This is a genomic window from Lipingzhangella halophila, from assembly GCF_014203805.1.
GTDB lineage: Bacteria > Actinomycetota > Actinomycetes > Streptosporangiales > Streptosporangiaceae > Lipingzhangella > Lipingzhangella halophila.
In genome coordinates this window covers 864,486-886,950 of record NZ_JACHJT010000002.1, presented here as the reverse complement: position 1 = coordinate 886,950, position 22,465 = coordinate 864,486, and the positions used below count along the sequence as shown (strand labels likewise).

Annotated in this window: 22 protein-coding genes; 9 read left to right on the top strand and 13 right to left on the bottom strand. The window is 70.0% G+C overall.

What is annotated here, in order from left to right:
- The first annotated feature begins 55 nt into the window (after positions 1–55).
- Positions 56–1,843, top strand: coding sequence for a Stk1 family PASTA domain-containing Ser/Thr kinase (gene pknB, locus F4561_RS31150; protein WP_184585253.1), 1,788 nt, complete (start codon positions 56–58; stop codon positions 1,841–1,843).
- A gap of 192 nt (positions 1,844–2,035) precedes the next feature.
- On the top strand, positions 2,036–2,290 hold the full coding sequence (locus F4561_RS31145) for a cell division protein CrgA (protein ID WP_184585252.1): 255 nt from the start codon (positions 2,036–2,038) through the stop codon (positions 2,288–2,290).
- A gap of 191 nt (positions 2,291–2,481) precedes the next feature.
- Here the strand turns inward: F4561_RS31145 and F4561_RS31140 are convergent, their stop codons facing one another.
- Together F4561_RS31140 and F4561_RS31135 are read right to left on the bottom strand one after the other, a co-directional pair.
- A complete protein-coding gene (locus F4561_RS31140) occupies positions 2,482–3,345 on the bottom strand; it encodes a rhomboid family intramembrane serine protease (RefSeq protein WP_184585251.1) in 864 nt (287 codons plus the stop codon).
- Positions 3,346–3,354: 9 nt separating this feature from the next.
- Positions 3,355–3,882, bottom strand: a complete 528-nt coding sequence (locus F4561_RS31135) for a peptidylprolyl isomerase (RefSeq protein WP_312885733.1) — start codon at positions 3,880–3,882, stop codon at positions 3,355–3,357.
- 259 nt (positions 3,883–4,141) lie between these two features.
- Here F4561_RS31135 and F4561_RS31130 point away from each other — a divergent pair, with 259 nt between their 5' ends.
- Positions 4,142–4,723 carry a hypothetical protein gene (locus F4561_RS31130; RefSeq protein ID WP_184585250.1) on the top strand — a complete coding sequence of 194 codons (582 nt, stop codon included), beginning with the start codon at positions 4,142–4,144 and terminating at the stop codon, positions 4,721–4,723.
- A gap of 88 nt (positions 4,724–4,811) precedes the next feature.
- Here the strand turns inward: F4561_RS31130 and F4561_RS31125 are convergent, their stop codons facing one another.
- Positions 4,812–5,426, bottom strand: coding sequence for a DUF1707 and DUF4870 domain-containing protein (locus F4561_RS31125; protein WP_184585249.1), 615 nt, complete (start codon positions 5,424–5,426; stop codon positions 4,812–4,814).
- A 268-nt stretch (positions 5,427–5,694) separates the two neighbouring features.
- Between F4561_RS31125 and F4561_RS31120 the strand changes: the two genes are divergently transcribed.
- Positions 5,695–6,555: an LLM class F420-dependent oxidoreductase gene (locus tag F4561_RS31120; RefSeq protein ID WP_184585248.1), complete on the top strand. Its 861-nt coding sequence runs from the start codon at positions 5,695–5,697 to the stop codon at positions 6,553–6,555.
- Between the two features lie 68 nt (positions 6,556–6,623).
- On the opposite strand, the gene F4561_RS31115 is transcribed toward F4561_RS31120, so the two are convergent.
- The 3 genes from F4561_RS31115 to F4561_RS31105 form a co-directional block, all read right to left on the bottom strand.
- On the bottom strand, positions 6,624–7,415 hold the full coding sequence (locus F4561_RS31115; protein WP_184585247.1) for a VOC family protein: 792 nt from the start codon (positions 7,413–7,415) through the stop codon (positions 6,624–6,626).
- Between the two features lie 181 nt (positions 7,416–7,596).
- Positions 7,597–8,889: an alpha/beta hydrolase domain-containing protein gene (locus F4561_RS31110; protein ID WP_246438195.1), complete on the bottom strand. Its 1,293-nt coding sequence runs from the start codon at positions 8,887–8,889 to the stop codon at positions 7,597–7,599.
- Positions 8,890–9,355: 466 nt separating this feature from the next.
- Positions 9,356–9,943 (bottom strand): TetR/AcrR family transcriptional regulator, encoded by a 588-nt coding sequence (locus tag F4561_RS31105; RefSeq protein WP_184585246.1) that lies wholly within the window; start codon positions 9,941–9,943, stop codon positions 9,356–9,358.
- A gap of 85 nt (positions 9,944–10,028) precedes the next feature.
- On the opposite strand from F4561_RS31105, the gene F4561_RS31100 reads away from it, so the two are divergent.
- Entirely contained in the window at positions 10,029–10,490 is a 462-nt protein-coding gene (locus tag F4561_RS31100; protein WP_184585245.1) for a DUF4267 domain-containing protein, read from the top strand.
- A gap of 51 nt (positions 10,491–10,541) precedes the next feature.
- Here the strand turns inward: F4561_RS31100 and F4561_RS31095 are convergent, their stop codons facing one another.
- Positions 10,542–11,693 carry a DUF418 domain-containing protein gene (locus F4561_RS31095; protein ID WP_184585244.1) on the bottom strand — a complete coding sequence of 384 codons (1,152 nt, stop codon included), beginning with the start codon at positions 11,691–11,693 and terminating at the stop codon, positions 10,542–10,544.
- 181 nt (positions 11,694–11,874) lie between these two features.
- Between F4561_RS31095 and F4561_RS33035 the strand changes: the two genes are divergently transcribed.
- Entirely contained in the window at positions 11,875–13,236 is a 1,362-nt protein-coding gene (locus tag F4561_RS33035; protein ID WP_184585243.1) for a sensor histidine kinase, read from the top strand.
- On the top strand, positions 13,206–13,877 hold the full coding sequence (locus tag F4561_RS33030) for a response regulator (protein ID WP_184585242.1): 672 nt from the start codon (positions 13,206–13,208) through the stop codon (positions 13,875–13,877). Before F4561_RS33035 ends, F4561_RS33030 begins: the two co-directional genes overlap by 31 nt.
- A gap of 203 nt (positions 13,878–14,080) precedes the next feature.
- Here F4561_RS33030 and F4561_RS31080 read toward each other — a convergent pair whose 3' ends face one another.
- Entirely contained in the window at positions 14,081–14,884 is an 804-nt protein-coding gene (locus F4561_RS31080) for a putative protein N(5)-glutamine methyltransferase (RefSeq protein ID WP_184585241.1), read from the bottom strand.
- A gap of 226 nt (positions 14,885–15,110) precedes the next feature.
- Entirely contained in the window at positions 15,111–15,767 is a 657-nt protein-coding gene (locus F4561_RS31075; RefSeq protein ID WP_184585240.1) for a TetR/AcrR family transcriptional regulator C-terminal domain-containing protein, read from the bottom strand.
- Positions 15,768–15,852: 85 nt separating this feature from the next.
- Here F4561_RS31075 and F4561_RS31070 point away from each other — a divergent pair, with 85 nt between their 5' ends.
- Positions 15,853–16,557, top strand: a complete 705-nt coding sequence (locus tag F4561_RS31070; RefSeq protein ID WP_184585239.1) for a DUF998 domain-containing protein — start codon at positions 15,853–15,855, stop codon at positions 16,555–16,557.
- Positions 16,558–16,821: 264 nt separating this feature from the next.
- Here F4561_RS31070 and F4561_RS31065 read toward each other — a convergent pair whose 3' ends face one another.
- The 4 genes from F4561_RS31065 to F4561_RS31050 form a co-directional block, all read right to left on the bottom strand.
- Positions 16,822–17,448, bottom strand: a complete 627-nt coding sequence (locus F4561_RS31065) for a TetR/AcrR family transcriptional regulator (RefSeq protein ID WP_184585238.1) — start codon at positions 17,446–17,448, stop codon at positions 16,822–16,824.
- Between the two features lie 78 nt (positions 17,449–17,526).
- Complete coding sequence (locus F4561_RS31060; protein WP_184585237.1) at positions 17,527–19,026, bottom strand: hypothetical protein; 1,500 nt, start codon at positions 19,024–19,026, stop codon at positions 17,527–17,529.
- A 373-nt stretch (positions 19,027–19,399) separates the two neighbouring features.
- Positions 19,400–20,056 carry a response regulator transcription factor gene (locus tag F4561_RS31055; RefSeq protein WP_184585236.1) on the bottom strand — a complete coding sequence of 219 codons (657 nt, stop codon included), beginning with the start codon at positions 20,054–20,056 and terminating at the stop codon, positions 19,400–19,402.
- On the bottom strand, positions 20,053–21,306 hold the full coding sequence (locus F4561_RS31050) for a sensor histidine kinase (protein WP_184585235.1): 1,254 nt from the start codon (positions 21,304–21,306) through the stop codon (positions 20,053–20,055). The genes F4561_RS31055 and F4561_RS31050 overlap by 4 nt, the downstream gene beginning before the upstream one ends.
- A 163-nt stretch (positions 21,307–21,469) precedes the next feature.
- Between F4561_RS31050 and F4561_RS31045 the strand changes: the two genes are divergently transcribed.
- Positions 21,470–22,429 (top strand): ABC transporter ATP-binding protein, encoded by a 960-nt coding sequence (locus F4561_RS31045; RefSeq protein ID WP_184585234.1) that lies wholly within the window; start codon positions 21,470–21,472, stop codon positions 22,427–22,429.
- The last annotated feature ends 36 nt before the right edge of the window (positions 22,430–22,465 follow it).

Genomic DNA, 22,465 nt, shown 5'->3' with positions numbered 1-22,465 from the left:
GTGACATGGGCTCTCCCCAATCACCCGTGGAGAGAGACGAGGAACAGTTCACGACATGTCTCAGCCCCGGCTACTCGGTGGACGCTACGCACTCGAAGACGTCATCGGGCGTGGCGGCATGGCCGAGGTCTACCGCGCCCGCGACCAGCGTCTTGACCGGCTCGTGGCGATCAAGTCGCTCCGGACCGATCTGGCCCGTGACCACACTTTCCAGGCCAGGTTCCGGCGCGAGGCGCAGTCCGCCGCCTCGCTGAACCACCCCTCTATCATCGCTGTCTACGACACGGGTGAGGACCTCGTCGACGGTGTGGGGATCCCCTACATCGTCATGGAGTACGTCGACGGGCGGACCCTCAAGGAGCTGCTCGACGACGACCGCCGGCTGCTTCCCGAACGCACCGCCGAGATCACCGACGGCATCCTGCGGGCACTGGAGTACAGCCACCGCAACGGCATCGTGCACCGGGACATCAAGCCCGCCAACGTCATGCTGACCCCCCAGGCCGAGGTCAAGGTCATGGACTTCGGCATCGCGCGGACCACGGACGACTCCCAGGCCACGATGACCCAGACGTCCCAGGTCATCGGCACCGCCCAGTATCTCTCTCCGGAACAGGCCCGCGGCGAGCGGGTTGACGCGCGCAGCGACATTTACTCGACCGGGTGCGTGCTCTACGAGCTGCTGACCGGCGGCCCTCCGTTCACCGGCGACTCTCCGGTCTCCATCGCCTACCAGCACGTGCGTGAGGACCCGGTCCCGCCGTCCCAGCTCGACCCGGAGATCCCCTCGTGGTTAGAGGCTGTCGCGCTGCGTTCCATGACCAAGGACCGCGAGCAGCGGTACCAGAGCGCCGAGGAGATGCGCGAGGACATCCAGCGCGGGCTCCAGGGCATGCCGACCGCCGCCGCCACGACCACGCTTCCGGCCGCGAACGACCGGCCGGAACCCTATGACGAGTACGACGAGGATGAGCGGCGCGAGGGAAGCGGCGGAAAGGCAGCCCTGTGGGTGCTCCTTGCCCTCGCTGTCCTCGCGGCGCTGATCTTCGCCGGCTGGCTGCTGATGTCCGGCGGGCCGGAGACTACGACGGTTCCCGATGTCGAGGGAATGTCCCAGGAGGAAGCCGAGAGCGAGCTGAACTCCGCGGGCTTCTCCGACGGGGACATTACCGTCGAGGAGCAGAACGACGACGAGGTCCCCGAGGGGGACGCGATCGAGACGGACCCCTCGGCGGAGCGCGAGGTCAGCACGGACTCCGAGATCACGCTCTTCGTGTCCACGGGTCCGGGGAGCGTCGACGTCCCCGACGTGTCGGGGATGACGCGCGACGACGCGACCGCTGAGCTGCAGGACGCGGGATTCCAGATCGGTTCCACATCGCAGGAGACGTCAGAGGACGTCGAGGAGGGCCGGGTCACCCGGACCGACCCCGAGGCCGGCAGCCAGGCTGATCCGGAGACCACCGTCGACATGTGGGTCTCCGAGGGCGCCGAGACCGTGCAGGTGCCCGACCTCTCCGGCATGACGCAGGAAGAGGCCGAGTCCGCCCTCGAGGACGCCGACCTGGACGGGTCGTTCGAGAGCCAGCAGAGCGAGGAGCCGGCTGGCACCGTGATCGGACAGGATCCCGGTGCGAACTCCGAGGTCGAGCCCGGGAGCACCGTTAATGTGACGCTGGCCGAGGAGCAGGCCAGCACTCCCCCGGAGGACGACGACGAGGAGTCGCCGCCTGGGGACGGCGAGACGCCGGACGACTGGCCGACGGATATACCGTGGCCACCGGGCAGTGAGGGCGACGACCAGGAACCGGAGGAACGGCGCGGCTCCCTGGTGACGGGATAGTTGTACCCGGGGCCGCTGGCCACCGCATGGTGGCCGGCCGTCCCGGGTGGACCCGCGGGAGCGGGCGCGCGCCCGCTCCCGCGGGTCCACCCGGGACGGCCGCGCCCCTGGAGTCACGTAGACTCCACGACGCGCGTAGACTGGCGAGCGCGTCCCACGTGAAACCTGGCCCATTGTTTTGGAGCAGCGACCGTGCCCAAGTCCAGCAACGATCGCAAGAAGAAGGCCGTCTACACGCCGCCCTCGTCATCGGCGAAGCCGAAGGTGAGTCCCCGATGGCTGGCGCCGGCGATGGTCACGTTCTTCCTCCTCGGAATCGCGTGGATCGGGGTGTTCTACATCGCTGGTGGCCAGGTCCCCTACATGCGGGACCTGGAGAACTGGAACCTGCTCATCGGCTTCAGTGGCATCATCATCTCTGTCATGCTGTCCACACGCTGGCATTAGATACGTTTTTCCTGCTCGTTGCGGCTTCCCCAAGGTTTGTCCACAACAGGACCGAGTGCTTTCCACATAGTTATCCACAAGCTGTGGGTAACTGTGTTCGATATGCCCATTTTGGGGCGCCTCGTGGGGTAATGTCCGGCACCGCGGTCTGGGAGCCCGTATGGCTCCCAGACCCCATTACGCAGTGACGCTCAGTTGAGCACCGCGGCCGCGCCGACTCCGGTAAGGACCACGAGCAGCACCGCGAACGCCGCGGTCGCCCCGGCGTGCACGAGCGTCCGGGTCCGCGGCGACGCTCCGCCACCGGTGGGCAGGTAGCCGTAGACCGCGCCAAGGAGCAGGCCGCTCAGCAGACCGCCGAGGTGCGCGGTCAGGGAGATCTGCGGGACGACGAACGAGACCAGCAGGTTCAGCGCGAGCAGGATGAGGACGAACCGAACGTCCACCCGCATCCTGCGCCCCATCACGACGAGCGCCCCGATCAGCCCGAAGACCGCACCGGAGGCCCCAACCGAGGCCTGGTCGAGCGGCAGCACCAGCAGGCTGAGAACCCCTCCCCCAATGGCGCTGAGCACCCACAACGCGAGGTACCGGGCGTGCCCGAGCGCCTCTTCGAGCAGCCGCCCGAAGATGAACAGGGCCAGCCCGTTGAGCGCCAGGTGCGTCACCCCATTGTGTAGGAACGCCGAGGTGACCAGGCGGTACCACTCGCCCATGACTATCGGCCCGCCCTCCATCCAGAAGGCGAGGGCCACGTTGGGGGCGGCCGACTGGGCGAGGAACCCCAACCCCATGAGCACCAGCAGCGCGTAGGTGGCGGCCGGGGCGGAGGTCACCTTCCCACCGAACATCGTGCGCGCCTGCCGGGTACTCCGCTGCCCCTCGGCGACACACCCCACGCACTGGTGCCCCACTGCGGCCTCGCGCATGCAGTCGGGGCAGATGTGCTTCTCGCACCGCGTGCACCGCACATGCGCCTCACGCTTGGGGTGCCGGTAGCACGTGGGGATCTCGCGCTCCCCGGGTTCGGGGGGCGGCGGCTCAGAGGAGGTCATGGGGAGACCTTAGCCCCGCTCGATCTCCACGGAGGAGACGACGATGTCCTCCAGCGGACGGTCCTGCGGGTTCGTGGGCACCTTGGAGATGGTGTCGACGACGTCGGTGCCCTCGACCACCTCACCGAAGATCGTGTGCTTGCCGTTCAGCCAGTTGGGGGCGCCAACCGTGATGAAGAACTGCGAACCGTTCGTGCCGGGGCCGGCGTTCGCCATGGCCAGCAGGTAGGGACGGTCGAACCGCAGAGAGTCGTGGAACTCGTCCTTGAACTTGAAGCCGGGGCCGCCGCGGCCGTTACCGAGCGGGTCGCCTCCCTGGACCATGAACGTGTCGATGACCCGGTGGAAGATCGTGCCGTCGTACAGCTTGGCGTTGCTCGGCCGCCCGGTGTTCGGATCCACCCACTGCTTCGTTCCCTCGGCGAGGCCCACGAAGTTCTCGACCGTCTCGGGCGCCTCCTGCGGGAAGAGCTTGAGGACGATCGTTCCCATCGTGGTGTTCAACCGCGCGCGGATCTGACCATTGACGTCGGACACCTGGGGGACCTTTCCGTTGTGGTTGCTTATCGTCTCCACGGTACCGGGCCCAGCACGGACTTCCCCCGTTGACCGGCCGATCCGACCGGGTCAAAGCCGGGCGTCGCGTGTCGAGACAGTGCCAGCGGGACGGAAAGGACGTATGTTGAGATAACACCGAAGTAACGAGTCCTTGTGCCCTGCGAAGCCGACTCGTGCATAGGACGCGTGCAAACGGGCAGAGGGCCTAAGAACCACGAAAAACCACAAGGGGGACCACGTGCGAAAACAACTCAGGCGTCGCGGCAACGACGCACCCGATTCACCGGCCGCGCTCGCCCGGTTGCAGGAAGTCGCTCGCGAGCAGACCGAACGATTTGGTCCCTACGCCGACCAGGCCAGGGTCAATGCCGAACAGCGGCTGCGCCAGGCTCGTTGCTGGACCGCACCGCGACTTGAGGTCGCCGCGCACCGTGTCGAGGACACAGTGGCGCCTCGGGTCGCCGACCTCCTCAGCTTGGCCGCGCACCGTGTCGAGCCGAACCGGGCCAGGCGTGGTCTGATCGCCGCGCGGCGCAATGGGCGCCGCGTCCCGCGCTTCGTGGTCTTCGCCGGTGTGGCGGGCGCCGGGGCGCTCGCCGTGTACGGTGCGCTGAAGCTGCGCAAGGCGGCCCAGGACGCGGAGTGGCAGGAGAATCTCGACCAGGCGCGCGAGCAGGTCCGCGAGACCCGCGAGCAGCTCACAACGAAGGCCAAGGAGGCGAGGGACAAGGTGTCCCGCACGGCCGAGGAGCAGGCGAGCACGGACGCTCCCGCGGAGGAGGAGTCCCCCCGGGACTTCAACGGCCGCGTGAAGCGGTGACCGCACGGCTCGTCGCACCGAGCCACGGCGCGGCCCCGCCGCTCAGCGGCGGGGCCGCGCGAGTCAGCACGCGGTGCGGGCGCCGACGCTAGCTGTCCTTGATCGGCCGCCAGGTGAGGGGGTACTTCCAGCTCCCTCCGAACAACGCGGCCGCTCCCGCGATCATGGGCAGAACCATCCAGCCGAGCAGCAGGAAGACCCAGGCGACAATTGGCAGGATCAGCCAGGAGAAGAACCACAGCACGATCGATCCGACGACGAACGTGAGCTGGAAGTTCAGCGCCTCAACGGCGTGCTTGCGCACAAAGGCCGAGGAGTTGCCGCTGACAAGCAGCACCGCGAGTGGGCCCAGCGCGGCGAGAAAGTATCCGGAGCAGTGGCCCACCAGGGCCGTCAAACGCTCGGATCCCGACGCGGCAGGGGAGCTCTCGGCGGCCGGTGGTGCCGGTATTCGGGCTCCCTCGGGGAGCAGATCGCTGAGCAGCGGTTCCAGTTCGCCATGGACCTTGGCGTTCATCGCCGTGCCCAGCCGCTCCTCGAATTCGTCGGCATCGAGACGACCTTCGGCGTACGCCTCCTTGAGCAGGTTGGCCACGGAGTCCCGGTCGGCGTGCGTCAGACGCAGATGCTGGTTGTGCGCTCCGCGTTGGGCTGCCGGCCATCCGCGGCCGTGTTGGGTTGGGGGAGGTGTTGGGTCATGCACGGCGACACTCACTCCTTACCGGGTCGGCCATCGACGGTACCGGCGGGCCTGACGGCCGGCTCCAATACCATCGTGCGCCCTGTCGTCACACCCACACTATGGGGGACGCCCCTGAGGCGTCCCTGGTTCCCACCCGGACTCCGGCGCGAAGCGCCGTCCCGCCCTGTGATCGCGTCCACGAGCACGTCACTGAGTACTTCTACCGCACGTCACGGAAAGGGGGGAGAGGACGGCGTCCGCCACCGCGGTCGCGCCGCACTCGATCCGAATGCGAATCGGTGTGTCCACGTTCGTCACCGACGAAGGCATTGGCGCGGCCGACCTCGGCCGCGCCCTTGAGGAGCGGGGGCTGGACTCACTGTTCCTCGCCGAGCACAGCCACATTCCCGCCAGCCGCGAGACCCCGCTGCCCGAGGGCGGCGACCTGCCCCGCAGGTACTACCGCACCCTCGACCCGTTCGTCGCGCTCTCCGCCGCCGCGGCCGTCACCGAACGGATCACGCTGGGGACCGGCATCGCGCTGCTGGTCCAGCGCGATCCCATCATGGTCGCCAAAGAGGCGGCGTCGGTCGACCACATCAGCGAAGGGCGCTTCGTTCTGGGGGTTGGTTCGGGGTGGAACCGCGAGGAGATGCGCAACCACGGCACCGACCCCACGACGCGTGTCGCGCTGCTGGGTGAGCGGGTCTCGGCGATCAAGCGGATCTGGACCCGGGAGCAGGCCGAGTTCCACGGCGCGTTCGTGGACTTCGACCCGATGTACTCGTGGCCGAAACCGGTCCAGCGGCCGCACATCCCCGTGCTTCTGGGGGGCGAGGCCGCGACGGTGCTCGACCGGGTCATGGAGTACGGCGACGGTTGGTTCCCGCGCTGGCAACGGGACCCGGAGCCGCTGGCGCGCAGAATCGCGGAACTGCGCACGCGGTGCGAACAGGAGGGCAGGGAACGGATGCCGGTGGTCCTGTTCGGTGTCCCGCCCCGGGCCGAGGACATCGCGGCCGCGGTCGAGCTGGACATTGACCAGTTGCTGGTCATGCTGCCGACCCTGCCGCACGACGAGACGCTGCGGCGGCTCGACGACATCGCGGCGCTGCGTCCCGGGGCGCGCCGCGGGGCGGTTCCGGGGTAGTCGGGCGAACTGGCGCGCCGAACGGTCCCCCAATGGTGCGCCTCTCGACGGCGCCGCCCCGCCAGAGCTCAGCGCGAGGCAGGGGTGAGCAGCACGAATTCCGCTCCCGCCCGGTCCCGGCAGACCGCGATCCGGCCGATCGACTCCGCGTCCGCGGGCTCCATCAGCACGCTGCCGCCGTTCGCGGTGGCTCTGGCGGCCGCGGCGTCGCAGTCGGCGACATCGAAGACGGGGTGCCAGTAGGGCAGGCCGCCGGTCAGGGTGAGGTCCTCCGAACCGAGCTGCATGATGCCGCCCTGCATACGTTCCTCTCCCTGGCCGGCCGGGGTGACCATCAAGTAGGTCCCGCCGCCGTCGGGAAGCTCCGTTTCGCTGGTGGTCCAGCCGAAGACCTGCCGGTAGAAGTCCTTCGCCGCGGCAGCGTCAGTTGTCATGAGCTCGATCCAGGTGAGCGAGCCCGGTTCGTTCACCGTCCCCAAGCCCGGGGTCTTACCCGGCTCCCAGACCGCGAACTGGCCCCCCTGCGGATCGGTGAGCTGGGCCATCCGGCCGTGCTCGGAGACGTCGAACGGGCCGACCCGAACGGTGCCGCCGGCCTGCCGTACCTGCTCGGCAGTCGACTGGGCATCGGAGGTCTGGAAGTAGATCGTCCAGGCCGACTGCGCCCCTTCCTCCGTGAGTTGGCCCACCGCGGCGGTGATCTTCCCGTCCTTGGTGAACATGCCGTACCCGCTGTCCGGGCCGGCGGAGTTGAACTCCCAGTCGAACACGGCGGTGTAGAAGGAGCTCGCGGCGTCGATGTCGGGGGCCCCGAGGTCCAGCCAACACGGGGAACCGAGGACGAAATCGGTGGTCAGCATGGATGTTTCCTTTCGCGAGCCGGTGCTGGTCCCAGAGTGTTGCACCCGCCACTGACATTCGCCCGTCTGCCGCTCTGGAACCCGGAAACTCTCCCCAAAGAGCAGCGCGGGCCATCGGGGAAGATCAGGCCCCGATGGCCCGCTACGCGGCCGGGGAGGGCGCCTGCCCTCCCGGGCACCGCTATCCGCCTATGCCGGACTTGACGGCCTCGCGGCGGTTCTGCTTGGAGTCGGCCTTCACGACGTAGCCGTCCCGCACGTTCTGCCGCTCCGCCCGGATGACCTGCCAGACGTAGCTCCCCCTGGTGGGGTAGAGCTCGGCGAGCTCATCCTCGTCGTAGGGCTCGTGCGAGCCGAACAGCGCGCAGAAAAAGCTGTCGGCCTCGGCCGGGGTGTTGCTGCCGGTGTTCAGCGCCGTGGGGACCTCGACCTGGGACAACTGGATGCCGCCCTTGGCGTGGCCGCCCTCGTCGCGGGCGATCTCGCCCTGGTCGTTGCGGGTGATCCGCTCGGCGGACGGTGGCGGCGTTCCCTCGCTGGCCCACGCGCTGAGGTGGTCGTAGGAGGCGTTGAGGGGGTCCTGCAGCGGAACCCGGCTGAACGGCGGCTTGGCGCAGTTGTACTCCTCCCGCTCGCCGAAGTCCCGGTTCTCGATGCTCTCCCGTGCCGAGTAGCCGGCCCAGCCGGAGTGCGCCGTTCCGGCGACCTCCCACAGGCGGAACTTGTCGGTGTCCTCCCGCGGGTCCGCCGTCCGGGCGGCGTCGGTCTCCGAGAGCACCTGGAACACGGGCTCGGACCGGTCGATGTCCTGGGGAGCGTTGCCGACCATGTAGCCGTAGCCGTCGAACACCGGCTCGATGTGGGGCAGGATGTCGTCGTAGTAGACGGTCATGCGTCCCGCGGACTGCGAGGCGCCGATCGCGAGTACCTGGTCGACCTCGATCCCGCCCATGACGCTGTTCTCGTCGGCGCGCACCGCTTGGGCCGCCTGGGAGAACACGTCGTAGGAGAGCTGGTCGTCCTCGACGGTGCCGCCGTCGGTGACGTCGAGGTCGCCGTAGCGCGTCGGGCTCCATTCGGTGAGCTGGGAAACGCCCACGTTCTGAGCCGACACGCCCACCCAGGTGTAACCCGAGCGCATGATGTGGTCGGGGCTGGGTGACCACAGGGCGTCGATGTCATAGCCGGCCGAGACGTTCTGCCACTCCATGAGGACATCGCCGTTCGAGTCGGCCTGCTCCGCGGGGCGGCGCACCACCACCCGGGTCTTGTAGGGGTGCTCGGAGGCGACCTCGCCGCCCTCGTACTGGTTGGCGGTTCCGGAAATGAAGAACTCCTCCTCGACATAACCGTACTCGCCGAGGTCCGCGTCCGTGGAAAAGAATGGATAGGTCTGCGCTATGTCGTCGGACTCCGGGTCTCCGGGCGGGCTTCCAGGAATGGGACCTTCGACGTCGGGAACCGGGATTGGCAATTGTTCCTCATCGGCGCTGGCGGGGGAGGCCAGCGCCGTCGTCGAGACGAGAACAAGGCTCAGACCAACAACCGGAGCCGGTCTGAGCCGGATAGGGGGAGGTTTCACAGCCACTGCAACGCCTTCCGTTCGTTCCTGTGCGGGACGCGCCCTGGCCGCGAAACGCTATTGGACGGTTACCGGAAACTCAATATCCAAATGGCCGATCGCGCATCAGTAATATCACCGGATTTCCCGATGAGACCGCTGACCGGGAACGAATACCCGGGATGCACGCGATTTGCAGTGGGGGACACCACGGCTCGGCGGGCGGCTCACAAAGGGCGACCGATACGCGGGAAATTCGCAGCAGCGGGTAACAGGTCCCGCCGGTGCTCCCCCGACGACCAACACGGGCTTCTTCCCGAACGCGCCGGCCGCACACCGGCCGGCAGGCGGAGTGCGCCCCCCGGAGCCGGGGCGCGCGCTACGCGCCAGCGGGGATGGCGCGTAATTGGGCGACGAGCAGCTCCAGGCGGCGCTCGCTCTGCTCGGGCCGGAGACGGCCGCTCCGGCTCAGGCTTACGAGTCCGTGGATCGCGCTCCACGCAACCTCGGTGAACGTCTCGGCATCGCTCCCCTGGGCCAGTGGGGCGGCGACCTGGAAGAGCTCCGTGAACGCGGCGCGAAGCGGCGGCGGGGTGTCGTCGCGGCCGAACGGCAGGTCAGTGTCGAGCGTGAACATCGCGTCGTACAGCGCGGGATTGGCGTCGGCGAACTCGGTGTAGGCGCGGACGATGGCAGTAAGCGCCTGCTCTGGCTCCTCGACTCCGGACCGGCCCGCCCGCAACGTCGCGGCGAGTTCCGCGAACCCTTCCAGGGCGACCGCGCGCACGATCGCGGTCTTTCCCGAGAAATGGCTGTAGAGAACGGGCTGGCTGTACTCGATCCGCTCGGCGAGGCGCCGGGTGGTCACGGCGTCCCATCCCTCGGTCTCGGCCAGGTTCCGCGCGGCGGTGACGATGAGCTGGTGGCGGCGGGTGCGCTCCCGCTCTCGACGTTCCTTGACGGACATCTCCGAATCCTAGCAGCGCTAGACAACAGATCGACGACAAGCTAGCGTCGAACGTGTTCCTAGCACTGACAAGGAAGCGGGCATCATGGTTCTGAGATACCTGGCAGTCGGGATCGCGGTCCTCTTGGGGGCCGGGATCATCGCCATCGGCCTGCGCTTCCTCCTCGCCCCAGAGGCCGGCGCCAGCGGCTTCGGCATCCCCGCTCCCGCCGACGCCGCTCCCTACCTCGCGGCCAAGGGGGTTCGCGACATCGCCTTCGGAGTCGTCGGCCTCGGGCTGCTCGCAATGCGGCGGCCGCGCGAGGCCGGCTGGGTGCTCATCGCGACAGCGCTGGTTCCCATCAGCGACGCCGCCATCGTGCTCGCCCACGGCGGCACGCCGGCGGTCGCCTTCGGCATACACGGCACCACCGCCGCCGTGCTGATCATCACCGGATGGACTCTCATGGCCACAGCACGGCCGAGTGCGCACCCATGGCACCGGGCGCCGGCGGAGTCCCGCGAAGCCAGCCCGCCGCCGGCCAGCGCCGACGCGCGAGCGGCCTGACCTGGCCACTGGCGCGCCGGCGCGGCCCGTAGTCGTTCCCGTTCCGGTTCGCTACCGGCGCACCAGGCTCTCGGCCGGGCCGCGGTAGCCCCATCGGCGCAGCAGAGAAGCCAGCACCAGCGTCAGGCCCCAGGTGCACGTGCCGACGAACGCCGCACCGGAGACGCTCAGCGTCGCCCCGAGGCCGAGGCCGTACGGCGCGAGAAGCGGAACGAACACCAGGGACTGCGTCAGGTAGCAGGTCATCGACCGCTGCCCAACGGCCTCCACGGCACGGGTGAGGCGGCCCCGGTGCCTCTCGGCAGCCACGGCGACCAGGGCGATGAGCGCGGCCCACCCCAGACCGCCGGCCCAGCCGGTGACGGTGTGCAGCACGCCCAGCATCGCCGGCACCCGGCCCGGCAGCTCGGCCCCCGCCTCGACCAGCGCGTACGGAAGTCCGCCGGCGACAGCCACCCCAAGGCCGAGCACGGCGGTGCGCGTCAGCAGCGCGCGGTGCCGCGCCGGGTCTTCCAGGATTCGGCGGCGTGCCGCCCAGACTCCCCAGAGCAAGGGTGGCAGGACGATGGTGAGCAGGGTCATCGGCGTATAGATGAGCCATTCGGCGGCGCGCGCAATGGTGGCGAGCGCGTAGCTCCGCATCTCCAGAGACGGCGCGGAGATCGCTCCGCCGGTCTCCGGAGGAAGCAGCAGCGCCGGCGTGACCATGAAGGCGATCGAGGCCGCGACGACCGCGCCGGACACCCACAGCAGTGTGGCGTCCCGGGCGCGCACCAGCCCGACGAAGACCAGCAGCGCCAGGCCGTAGGCGCCGATGATGTCCACCGGGAGCAGCAGCGCCCCGTGTGCGAAGCCGATGGCCAGCATCCAGGCGGCACGCCGGCGGAACAGCCCGCGGGTCCGCGCCCACCCTTCGTTTTTCGCCTCCAGACCGCGCAGGAGCTGCACCAACCCGTACCCGAACAGCAGCGAGAAGAGCGGGATCGCGCGGGAGTTGACCAGGCTCAACTGGGTGAGTGCCACCACCCGGTCGGCGAAAGAGGTCACCGTATCCGGGCCGGTCAGGAAGAACTGCGCGTTCACCAGCGCGATAAACAGCAGCATGAACCCGCGGGCCAAATCGGGCGCGAGAGCACGCCCCCGCAGCCGGTGCGGCGCCGGGTCCTCCGCGGCCCGGCCGCCGCGCTTGTCATAGTCCGCCATCGTGTCGCTGCCTCTCGTGCTCGCCGATCCGCATCACGCGTCGCATGACCACTGAAGAAGCTACGGACCGGGCCGTGCCTCGCCAATGGCACTGGACGTAGTCCGCGGGTGGGGCCAGGCCCACCCGGAACGGGGGCCCAGCCGGATGGGTATGCCGCAACGCAGCACATAGCGTTGTCCCGTGCCAGCTGAGACACCATTGACTCCGATCCAGGCGGTGGCCACCCGCCGGTTCCTCATCGGGTGGTGGCCCTGGCGGTCGGCCGGCTACCTGCTGACCACGCTGGCCGTCGGCGGCGTCGCGTTCGCCGGGCTCGCGGTGCTCGCGGGCCCGTGGCTCGGAGCGGCCGCGCTCGTGCTGGGCAGGGAGCCGGGTGACACCTGGCCGCACCCCGCCCTGGTGGGGCTGCTGCTCGTGGCCGGCGCGCTGCTGCTCGCCGGCGGCGGCCCACTGGTCACGTTGCCGCTGGCCGCGCTGGAACGGTTCCGGTTGCGCCTGGTGGACACCCGGCCGGTCAGCTCCGCGCGCCGCCGCCCATCGTGGCCGGGGTTCGGCGCCTGGGCGCGAACCCGTTACACGGACCCGGCCACCTGGCGCGAGCTGGCGTACGCGGTACTGCTGGCCAGCGTCCTGCCCGCGACGGCGCTGGTCGCCCTGGTGGTGCCGTTGGGCACCGCCGCGGTATCGGTGGCCGCGCCCCTGATCCTGCGCACCGATCCCGGCCCGGTCGCACTTCTGGTGACGCAGGTCGGGACCCCGGAAGAGGCGTTGCCCTTCGCGGCCGTCGGCGTTGCGCTGGTCCCGGTCTGCGCGTACGTTTACGCGCTGCTGGCGGGCGCGCACGCAGCCCTGGCCCGGGAGCTGCTGCAGAGCCGGGGGCGCACCGAGCTCAGCGACGAGCTGGTGGAGGTGGCGCGGTCGCGCGCCCGGCTGTTCGACCTTTTCGAGGCCGAACGCCACCGGATCGAGCGCGACCTGCATGACGGGGCGCAGCAGCGACTGGTCACCCTCACGATGCAGCTGGGCATGACCCGGCTGGACCTGCCGGCGGACTCACCAGCCGCAGCGCAGCTAGACAAGGCACATGAGCAGGCCAAACAACTCATGTCCGAACTACGCGAGCTCATCAACGGCATCCACCCGCAGGTCCTCACCGACCGCGGGCTGCCGGGTGCGCTCCCCGGACTCGCCGAGCGCTGCTCCATCCCGGCCACCGTCACGGCCGAGCTGCCCCGGCGACTGCCGTCCCCCATCGAGTCCACCGCCTACTTCGTCGTCGCCGAGGCGCTGGCCAACGTCGCCAAGCACAGTGGTGCCGCCAACGCCACCGTCAGCGCGCGGACCGAAGGTTCCCTACTGGTTGTGGAGGTTGCCGACGACGGGAGCGGCGGGGCCGCCCCGGAACACGGCACCGGTCTCACCGGGCTCGCGGACCGGGTCGCCGTTATGGCCGGCAGGATGGAGATGAGCAGCCCGATCGGCGGGCCGACCCTGCTACGAGTGGAGCTCCCGTGCGATCCGAGCAGCCCTCAATCCGGGTAGTTCTCGCGGAGGACGGTGTGCTCCTGCGCGAAGGACTCGCCGGCCTGCTGAGCCGCTTCGGCTTCGAGGTGGTCGCCGCCGTGGGCGACGCGGAGGCGATGTCCGCCGCGGTGGCCGAGCACCTTCCGGACCTCGTTGTCGCCGACATCCGGATGCCGCCCGGCTTCAGCGACGAGGGCCTGCGCGCCGCTGTCGAACTCCGCTCCGCGTACCCCGAGCTGGCAGTGGTGGTCCTCAGCCAGTACGTCGAGCAGAGCTATGCCTACGACCTGCTCGACTCCGGCCGTGCGGATCGGGTCGGGTACCTGCTCAAGGACCGGGTCGCCGACGTCGAGGAGTTCGCCGCGACGCTGCGCCAGGTGACCGCCGGACGTACCGTCGTGGACCCGGAGGTCGTCCGGCAGTTGCTGCACCGCCGCCGCGATCCGCTGTCGCGGCTGTCAGAACGCGAACAGGAGGTGCTGGCCCACATCGCGGAAGGCCACGCCAACAGCGTCATCGCGCAGTTATTGGTGGTGTCGGAGGGCGCGGTCAGCAAGCATGTCGGCAACATCTTCAGCAAGCTCGACCTTCCCCCGGATGATGACGTCAACCGCCGGGTCCTGGCGGTACTGGCCTACCTGCGCGGCACCGAGAGGTAGCCGCCCGGGCCCCGCCCCAGCCTGTTGCGGCAATGGGGCACTTCCGAGCGAACCGGGGAAGGCGCCGGCGTGCCGCCGCACGAAGGTGCACCGTGCGCTCGGCAAGCCGGTTCACTCGGCACGCCCGCTTCGCCTCATTGCCGCAGCTCCGGGTTCGACGGCTCGTGGCACCGGCCCGGGTTCGGGATGGCGGCCTCAGCGGCTCAGTGCCCGCGAGACCCCGCAACGACGGTGGCGTCCAGCTCCTCGCACGTGGCCACGCGCGGGCTCAGCCCGCGTTGGGCGAAGATCTCCGCGGTGAGCGGTGCCTGCCGTTCGCTCGCCTCGACGAGCAGGTGGCCGCCCGGCGCCAACCACTGGGGTGCCGCGTCCGCCACCCGCCGCTGCACGTCGAGCCCGTCCGCACCGCCGTCGAGCGCCACCCGCGGTTCGTGGTCCCGTGCCTCCGGGGGCAGCAGCCCGAACTCGCCGGTGGGAACGTAGGGTGTGTTGGCGACCAGCACGTCGACCCGGCCGCGCAGCGCGGCGGGCAGTGGGGCGTACAGGTCACCCTGGTAGACCCGCCCGCCCACGGTGGCGACATTGCGTCGGGCGCACCGCACCGTGCCGGCATCGACGTCAACGGCGTGCAACTCGACGCCGGCCACCTCGGAGGCAAGCGCGACACCCACGGCGCCCGAGCCGCAACAGAGGTCGACGACCACGGATCCCGCCCGCCGGCAGAGCGCAGCGGCCTGGCCGGCGAGGAACTCGGTGCGGCGCCGGGGGACGAAAACGCCGGGCTCGACGGCGAGCCGCAGGCCGCGGAACTCCGCCCAACCGAGCACGTGCTCCAGAGGAAGGCCGGCGGCTCTCCGCTCGACCATGGCGGCCAGGACGTCCGGCCCTGGTTCGGCGGAGACAAGCAGTTGGGCCTCGTCCTCAGCGAAGACACAGCCGGCGGCTCGGAGCCGGCTGACGAGGTCGGGCGGTGGGGACGAGGAGTCGAACGCCTGGGAGGACGACAAGAAGCAAACCTTCCGGTACGCCGGTGGGCGCTCCCCGGTCAGGTATGCCGTATGCCGGACACAGCCGCGAGCGGGGAGCCTGATCGTGCGTTAACGGGTCCCACCTCCCCCGGCGTGTCGGTCGTTGGCCACTGGATCCCGCCACCCTATCCGCATCTCGCGGCCCCGGAAGTAAGGGGGCGACCGGCGGCGTCCTGCCGGCACACCCGAGTCTCCCGCGCGGCGGTCAGGTCTGCCGGTCGTCGTTCCGGGATCGTTCGAGACCGGCGGCGATGCCGTCGATGAGCATCCGCAGGCCGTCCTCGAACGCGGCCTCGCCGCCCGGGTCCCCGCCGTCGCGGATGGCGGCGGCCAGGGTCGGGGTGGCGCGGAGCAGGTCCGTGCGCTGATCCTCGGTCATCCGCTCCGGAGGTGTCTCACCGGTGTCGGCATGGCGCTGCTGGTCGGCCTGCTCCTCCAGCACGAAACCGGTGATGTAGTGGCCCAGCAAGACGATCGCGCGCATGGCCCGCACGGGAGTGAAGCCGCGGTCGACGAGCGCCGCGAGCTCCGCGTCGAATCCGTTGACGGCGGCTGCGGTGGGGCGGGTAGCCGCGACCAGTCGTGCCCCATCGCGGCGCGAGAGCAGGATCCGGCGGCGCTCGCGGGCACGCCGGGTGAGCCACTCCCGCCACGGCTCGCCAGCGCGCGGGGGCCCCAGATCCTGGCGCGCCTGCAGTTCCTGGGCCATCTCGTCCAGCAACTCCTGCTTATTGCGGACGTGCCAGTAGAGCGCGGGCGACCGCACGCCGAGGCGTGTGGCGAGGCGGCGCACGGTCAACCCGTCGAGTCCCGCCTCGTCGAGCAACTCAAGCGCTGCGTGCACGATCGACTGCCGATCCACATGCTCTCCCTCCGGCCACTTGACACCTTATCGGTGCTAAGGCAATTTAGCATCGATAAGGACTTATCAACGCTAAGGAGACACAATGTCTGGTGCCCCCGTACGGCGGCGCGCCACGTGGGCCCTGTTGGCGTGCGGCCTGGCCGTACCGCTGTTCGTTGTCGTGCTCCTGGTCGAGGGTGCGTTCCGCCCCGACTACGCGTCGTTGCACCGTTTCGGCAGCGAACTCAGCCTGGGTGAGCGCGGCTGGGTCCAGACCACCAACTTCGTCGTCACCGGAGTGCTGCTCCTGGGGTTCGCTCTCGGCCTGCGCCGCGCGCTGGCCACGGGCCGCGGATCCTCCGCGGTGCCCGTCCTCACCGCCATTGTCGGAGCGAGCCTGGTGGTGGGTGGGCTCTTCGCGACCGATCCCGCGATCGGCTACCCGGCCGGCAGCACGCCGCCCGCTGAGCCGACTCTGTCGGGGCGCATCCACGACGGCAACGTCGTGCCTTTCTACCTCGCGCTCACCGCCGTCATAGCGGTACTGGCGTGGCGCTCCGCCGTCGAGCCGGGAGCGCGGTGGTGGATGTGGTACTGCGTCGCCACCGCGGTCCTCGTGCCGGTGACCTTCGGGTTTGCCGCGGCCCAGGTCGATGACGTGACCGGGGTAGGAACCTTCCACGGCCTCTGGCAACGAGTCAGCCTCGCCATCGGCCTCGGCTGGTTCGGCGCGCTCGCGCTGCGCCTCATGCGGCGGTGCACCGCACCGCCGGGTCCTGGCGGTGCTGGCCTACCCGCGCGGCACTGAGCGGTAGCCACCCGGGCCCCGCCCCAGCCTGTTGTGACGATTGGGCACTTCCGAGCGGAGCGAGGAAGGCGCCGGCGTGCCGCCGCACAAAGGTGCACCGTGCGCTCGGCGGCACGCCGGCTCTCCCGCCACGTTCACTTCGCCCTGTTTCCGCAACTTCGGGGACGACGGCTCGTGGCACCACCCCAGCTTCCGCCCGGCGGCGGAGCGCGGCGGCCTGGCCGGCGAGGAACATTGGTCTCGCCCGCCGATGAGCCCCGTCCGCTAGGTTTCCTCCGCGTGGCGCGATCCCGCCGGCGCGGCCACTCCCACCGCGGGCAGGATCGCCTGGTCGACGATCGCGGCCAGGACGTCGGCGTCGGGAAGTGCTCCGGCGTCGAGGGCGTGCTTGAGGACGAGCGCCTCGCCGATGTCGGCGACCACGGGAGTGACCAGCTCGGCGCTGAACCATCCGTGCTCGGCGTAGTGGGAGAGGACCGTCCGGGTGAACCTGCCGCCTTTGGCGTCGAAGATATTGGCGTAGACGGCGCGGGTCAGCTCCGGGTAGCGCGCCTGCTCGCTGATGATCGAGGCCACGGCCCGGGCGGTGGGGGTGGCGAGCCACTCCGTCATGAGCCGCAGGGAGCGGATCAGGTCCTCTCGGAGGTTGTCGGAGTTGGGGGACACCGGCTCCTGCGGGAACTCGTGTTCCAAGGCGTCCAGCAGAATATCGTGCGGGGTCCCCCAATGCCGGTAGAGCGAGGTCTTGGCGGTTGCGGCACGCTTGGCGACGCCCTCCATCGTCAACCGGCCGACCCCGACCTCGGCCAGCTCCTCGAGCACCGCGGAGCGGACGTCGGCCACGAGCTCGGACTCGGTCCGGCGCCCGCGGGAACCGGCGGTCGCGGACATGCCTCCCCCTTCGGACGGTAGCTCTGCAGGAATGGTACGCGCCGCAGCAGGGAACGCCCGGACCGCCGCCGCGAACGCTCAGTCGAGGGTGGCTACCGCCGTCGCGAACCCACCCAGCTCGACACCGGCATCCCCGGCCAGCGGCACCGACTTCGGCGGCTCCGCTCCGGTGGAGGTGTCGACCATGGTGACCTCGCCGCGCTGGCCGGGGTCACCGAGGGTGACGCGGATCGGCTCGGGGCGCTTGTTGACGAGCAGCAGGGTGCGGCGCCCGTCGGAGGAGACGAAACCACGGGCGTGGACCCGCCCGTCAGGCACCTCCGGATGCCCGACCATGGTGTCCACGAGGGTGTCACCTGGACGGAAGTTGTCGATCAGCAGCTTCGCCGCCCAGTAGCGGGCGTTGGGGGCGCCGGTCTCCCAGTCCACCAGGGTCAAGCTGGGGATCATGCCGGGGTAGTCCATGAACTCGGCAATCCCGACCAGGTCGATACCGAGTTCGGTGAGCTGGGACCACAGGTACGCGACCACCGCCCCGCTGAGGGCCCAGTAGTCGGCGGGAACCCGCGGGTCAGCGTTCATCATGTCCGGGGCGAATGTGCCGATCTCGTTGATGTGCGTCTCGGTGTTCGGGGACAGGTGGTGCTTGATGGACTCCAGCAGCTGCACCTGGGAGACGAACCCGTCGGCCTGCGCGAAGAGGATCCCGGGCCAGTGGTCGAACGGGGGGTTGCCTTCCGGGCCCATCGGGTTGATGATGTCCGGCCAGGCGTAGAGGTGGTAGGAGATCGCGTCGAGCGGGATCCCGTCCTCGTGGTTGGCGGGGTTGAGGAAGTGCCAGAAGTATTGCGGGTCTATCTTGGCCATGGCCAGTGAGAGGCCGATGAAGCGCATGTCGGGATCGAGGGTACGAAGCCGCTTGACGACCTCGTCGTACAGCTTGGTGTAGGTTTCCGGCGGGATTTCGTGGCCGAAGTCGGGTTCGCAGAGCACTTCCCAGTAGGCGAAGCGGTGTTCCCGTCCCGAACCGTGCCACCGCCCGTTCTCATCGTGGAACCCGCCTGCGAGGTACCAGCGGGCGATCCGTTCGAAATACTCGGCGACCTCGGTCAGGCTGGGGTCGCGGAACTCCCTGCCCTGTTCGTAGTTCCACTGGATCTCCTCCGGATCCTCGCCGTAGGGCACCCGCTCGGGAGTGTCGAACATCCAGGTGGGGATCGTGGCGATGTTGGCGACGACCGGACGTCCTTCGGTGGCTTCCAGGAAGTCGTCGACGAACATGTCCAGGTTGGTGAAGTCCCATGAGGTCTCGCCGCCGTCCGGCGGTTCCAGTTCGGGAACCGACAGCAGGGGGTGTGCCCACCAGGCGAGGAACCGGGAGTAGTCCGTCTTGAGATCGCGTAGCGCGGCGAATACGGGGTCGTGGATCTCGGTGCCCCGCCGCAAAGGCGGCGCGGTCCACGCGTGCGTGGTCAGCTCGGTGCGCGAGGTGGCCCGTGTCGTCTCCCAGTCGACGGTGACCGTGACTGCGGTCGCCGGGGGCTCCTCGGGAACGGGGGCGTGCTCGGTATTGGCCATGGCTGGTCCTCTCAGTCGTGATCGGGGCGCCCCGATTGGGCGAGGTTGGCAATCGGTGCAGCGCATACGAGGGGGTGGACCCACTGCAGAGTGGATCCCGCATCGCGAACCCATACTAGATACGCTAGCGTAGCTAGATTAACGTAGCTACGAACACGTGTCTATAGTGCGCGGCACTCGTTGCCTTGACGGCAACGGCAACGAGTCAGCCCCGCCATCGGCCCCGGCTGGTTCGGCGCGCTCGCGCCGCGCCTCCTGCGGCGGTACGCCGCACCGCCGGCTCCGCGGTAGGGCGCGCCCCGGGCGGATCGAGGGACGTCCCGCGATCGCCGGGCACTGGCGGGTTACTGCCCCTTGGGCGGCCCGAGCGGTGCTACGGCGCGGGCGGCGTGAGACCGGCGTCGTGCGCCAGGAGGCTGGCCTGCGTGCGGTTGGCGCAGTCGAGCTTCGGCAGCATCCGCGACACGTAACTCTTCACCGTTGCCTCGGAGAGATGCAGCCGCGCGGCGACCTCCGCGTTCGACAGCCCTCCCCCCAGGCAGGCGAGTACGTCGCGTTCGCGCTCGGTGAGGTCGGCGGTCCGCTGGCGGGCGCGCTCGGTGCGCTGCTGCCCACCCGCTGAGGCGGCTAGCAGCCGCGCCATGGCCCCGGGCGACATCACCGAATGCCCGTCGGCCGCGACCCGGACCAGGCGGATCAGGTCCTCGGCCGGGGTGGACTTCACCAGGAAGCCGGTCGCCCCCGCATCGAGGGACCGGACGATGTGCGTGTCGTCGTCGAACGTGGTGAGCGCGACCGTGAACGGCGCACCGGACATGCGCGCGATCCGCCCGATAGCCGTGATTCCGTCGACTCCCGGCATGCGCAGGTCCATGAGTACGACATCGGGCCGGAGCCGGAGCACGGCCTCGACAGCCTCGGCGCCGTCCTGGGCCTCGCCCACCACGTCGATGTCGTCGGCCGAGCCGAGAATCGTCCGCAGGTGCGCGCACACCATGGGCTCGTCGTCCGCGACGAGGACGGTGATCATGTTTCCTGCCCGTCCGGATCCGCAGTGGGTGGCTGAGCTGGCAGTATCGCACTGACCTGGTACCCGCCGTCCGCGGCGGCCGCGGCGCGCAGCGCTCCGCCGACCAGCTCGACCCGTTGCCGCAGGCCATCAAGGCCACTCCCGGAGCCGCTCCCCGCCAGATCCGGATCCGGCGCGCGCGTGGCGGCGGCGTTGCGGACCTCGATCAGCATTCCGTCGTCGCGGTATCGCAGGTCGACAGTGGTGCCGCCGCCCGGGGCGTGCTTGCGGGCGTTGGTCAGGGCCTCTTGCACGACCCGGTATCCGGTGCGCGCGACCACGGGCGAGACAGGCGCGGGGTCACCGTCGACGACCAGGTCAACGGGGTGGCCCGCAGCGCGCGACTCGGCCACCAGCGTCGCGGGGTCGGGCCTCCGGTCACCGGCACCGTGCCCGCTGTCTCCCGTGGTGTCCAGCCTGTGCCGGAGCTGCGCGGTGGGATCGTCGCGTAGCAGGCCGATGATGTCCCGCAGCTCCTCGATCGCTCGGGTGCCCGAAGTGCGGATGGTCTCGGCGGCGGCGCGCGACTCCGGATCGGTGGTCGTGACGCGCAGGGCACCGGCCTGCAGCACGATCATGCTCACCTCGTGGGTGACGGCGTCGTGCATCTCGGTGGCGAGCCGCCGCCGCTCGTCGGCCCGGGCCTGCTGGGCCCGGAGATGCTGCTCGCGCTCGGCTCGCTCCGCGCGGTCGCGCAGCGAGCTGAGCAGCTCCGCGCGGGCGCGCAGGTACAGCGCCAGTAGCGCGGGCACCGCGGTGTTGAGCACGCCGAAGGGGGTTGTGGACCAGGACGGCGCCCACGGCTGGGCGGCGAGCAGGGTCAGCGCACCCACGATGGCGAGTGCCTGACGCCGGTCGGCGTACTTGGTGAGCGCGTAGGCGATGAAGGGGGTCGCCGAGGGCACCGTGGCGAGCACGATCGGGTCGGCCGGCACCAGCAGTCCGGGCGCGAACAGGTCCGAGCCGAGCATGAGCAGGGCCGCGGCCAGCGCGAACAAGGCCACCATGCGCGGGGCGCGGGCCAGGAGGAGCACCGAAACGTCCACGCACACCTGGAGCGCGATCCCCGCGTACGGACCGGCCGCGCCGGTAGTGGGCGGCCCCACCAGCCCTACCGGGAGGTCGAGAGCGATGAAGGCTACCGCGACGAGGACGAGCATCGCCGCCTCCCCGCGCGTGTCGGCGATGAACCACCGTTGACGCGACCACATAACCGCACCGTAGAGGGGGGAACACCGGGACCGCTACGGCGTAACGGTGTGGTCCGCTCGCAACCTTCGTTGCACGAGCCACCAACTTCGCACGCTTGTGGGGGGCATCGCCCTCCTGGTGCCGTAGACGGCGAACCACACCGGATACCCAGGGGCCAAGCACATGATCGAAGTAGCAGACCTCACGAAGCGGTTCGGCCGGATCACCGCCGTGGAGCGGCTGTCGTTCACGGTTCCGGCCGGAAGGGTCGTCGGTTTCCTCGGCCCCAACGGAGCGGGAAAGACCACGACGATGCGCATGATCCTCGGGCTGGACCACCCCACCTCCGGAACGGTCCGGGTGAACGGGCGGGAGTTCGCCCAGCTCGACGCCCCAATGCGCGAGGTCGGCGCGGTGCTCGACGCCGGCGGGATCCACCCAGGGATGACGGCCCGGACGCACCTGCGCTGGCTCGCCAGCGCCGGGCGGATTCCCGCGCGGCGGGTCGGCGAGGTCCTCGATGCCGTCGGTCTCACCGAGGCGGCGCACCGCAAGGTCGGCGGGTTCTCGCTGGGGATGCGGCAGCGGCTGGGCATCGCGAGCGCGCTGCTCGGCGACCCCGCAACGCTGCTCCTCGACGAGCCGGTCAACGGGCTGGACCCCGAGGGTGTGCTGTGGATCCGCACACTCATGCGGGACCTCGCCGCCGAGGGGCGCACGGTGTTCCTGTCCAGCCACCTGATGAACGAGATGGAGGAGACCGCGGACCGGGTGGTGGTCATCGGGCGCGGGCACCTCGTCGCCGACATGGACATCGAGGAGTTCCTCCGGCGCGGCTCCAGCGGGTACGTGAGTGTCGCCACTCCACACCTCAGCCTGCTCACAACGGCGCTCTCCGAGGCCGGAGCGGCGGTCGAGCCGGCGGCCGACGGCTCCAGGACCGCCTCGGAGGAGCGGCTCGCCGTGCGCGGTCTCACCGCGGCGCAGGTCGGCGAACTCGCCGCCCGCTACGGCATCACCCTGCACGAACTAACGCCGCAGGCCGCCAGCCTGGAGGAGACGTTCATGGAGCTCACCCGGGACAGCGCCCAGTACACCGCTTCCGGGTCAGTGGGCGGCTCGGGAGGCGACCGGAGCCGGTAACGCCACGCCGCACACCCGGCCCTTCCGGGCGCTTCC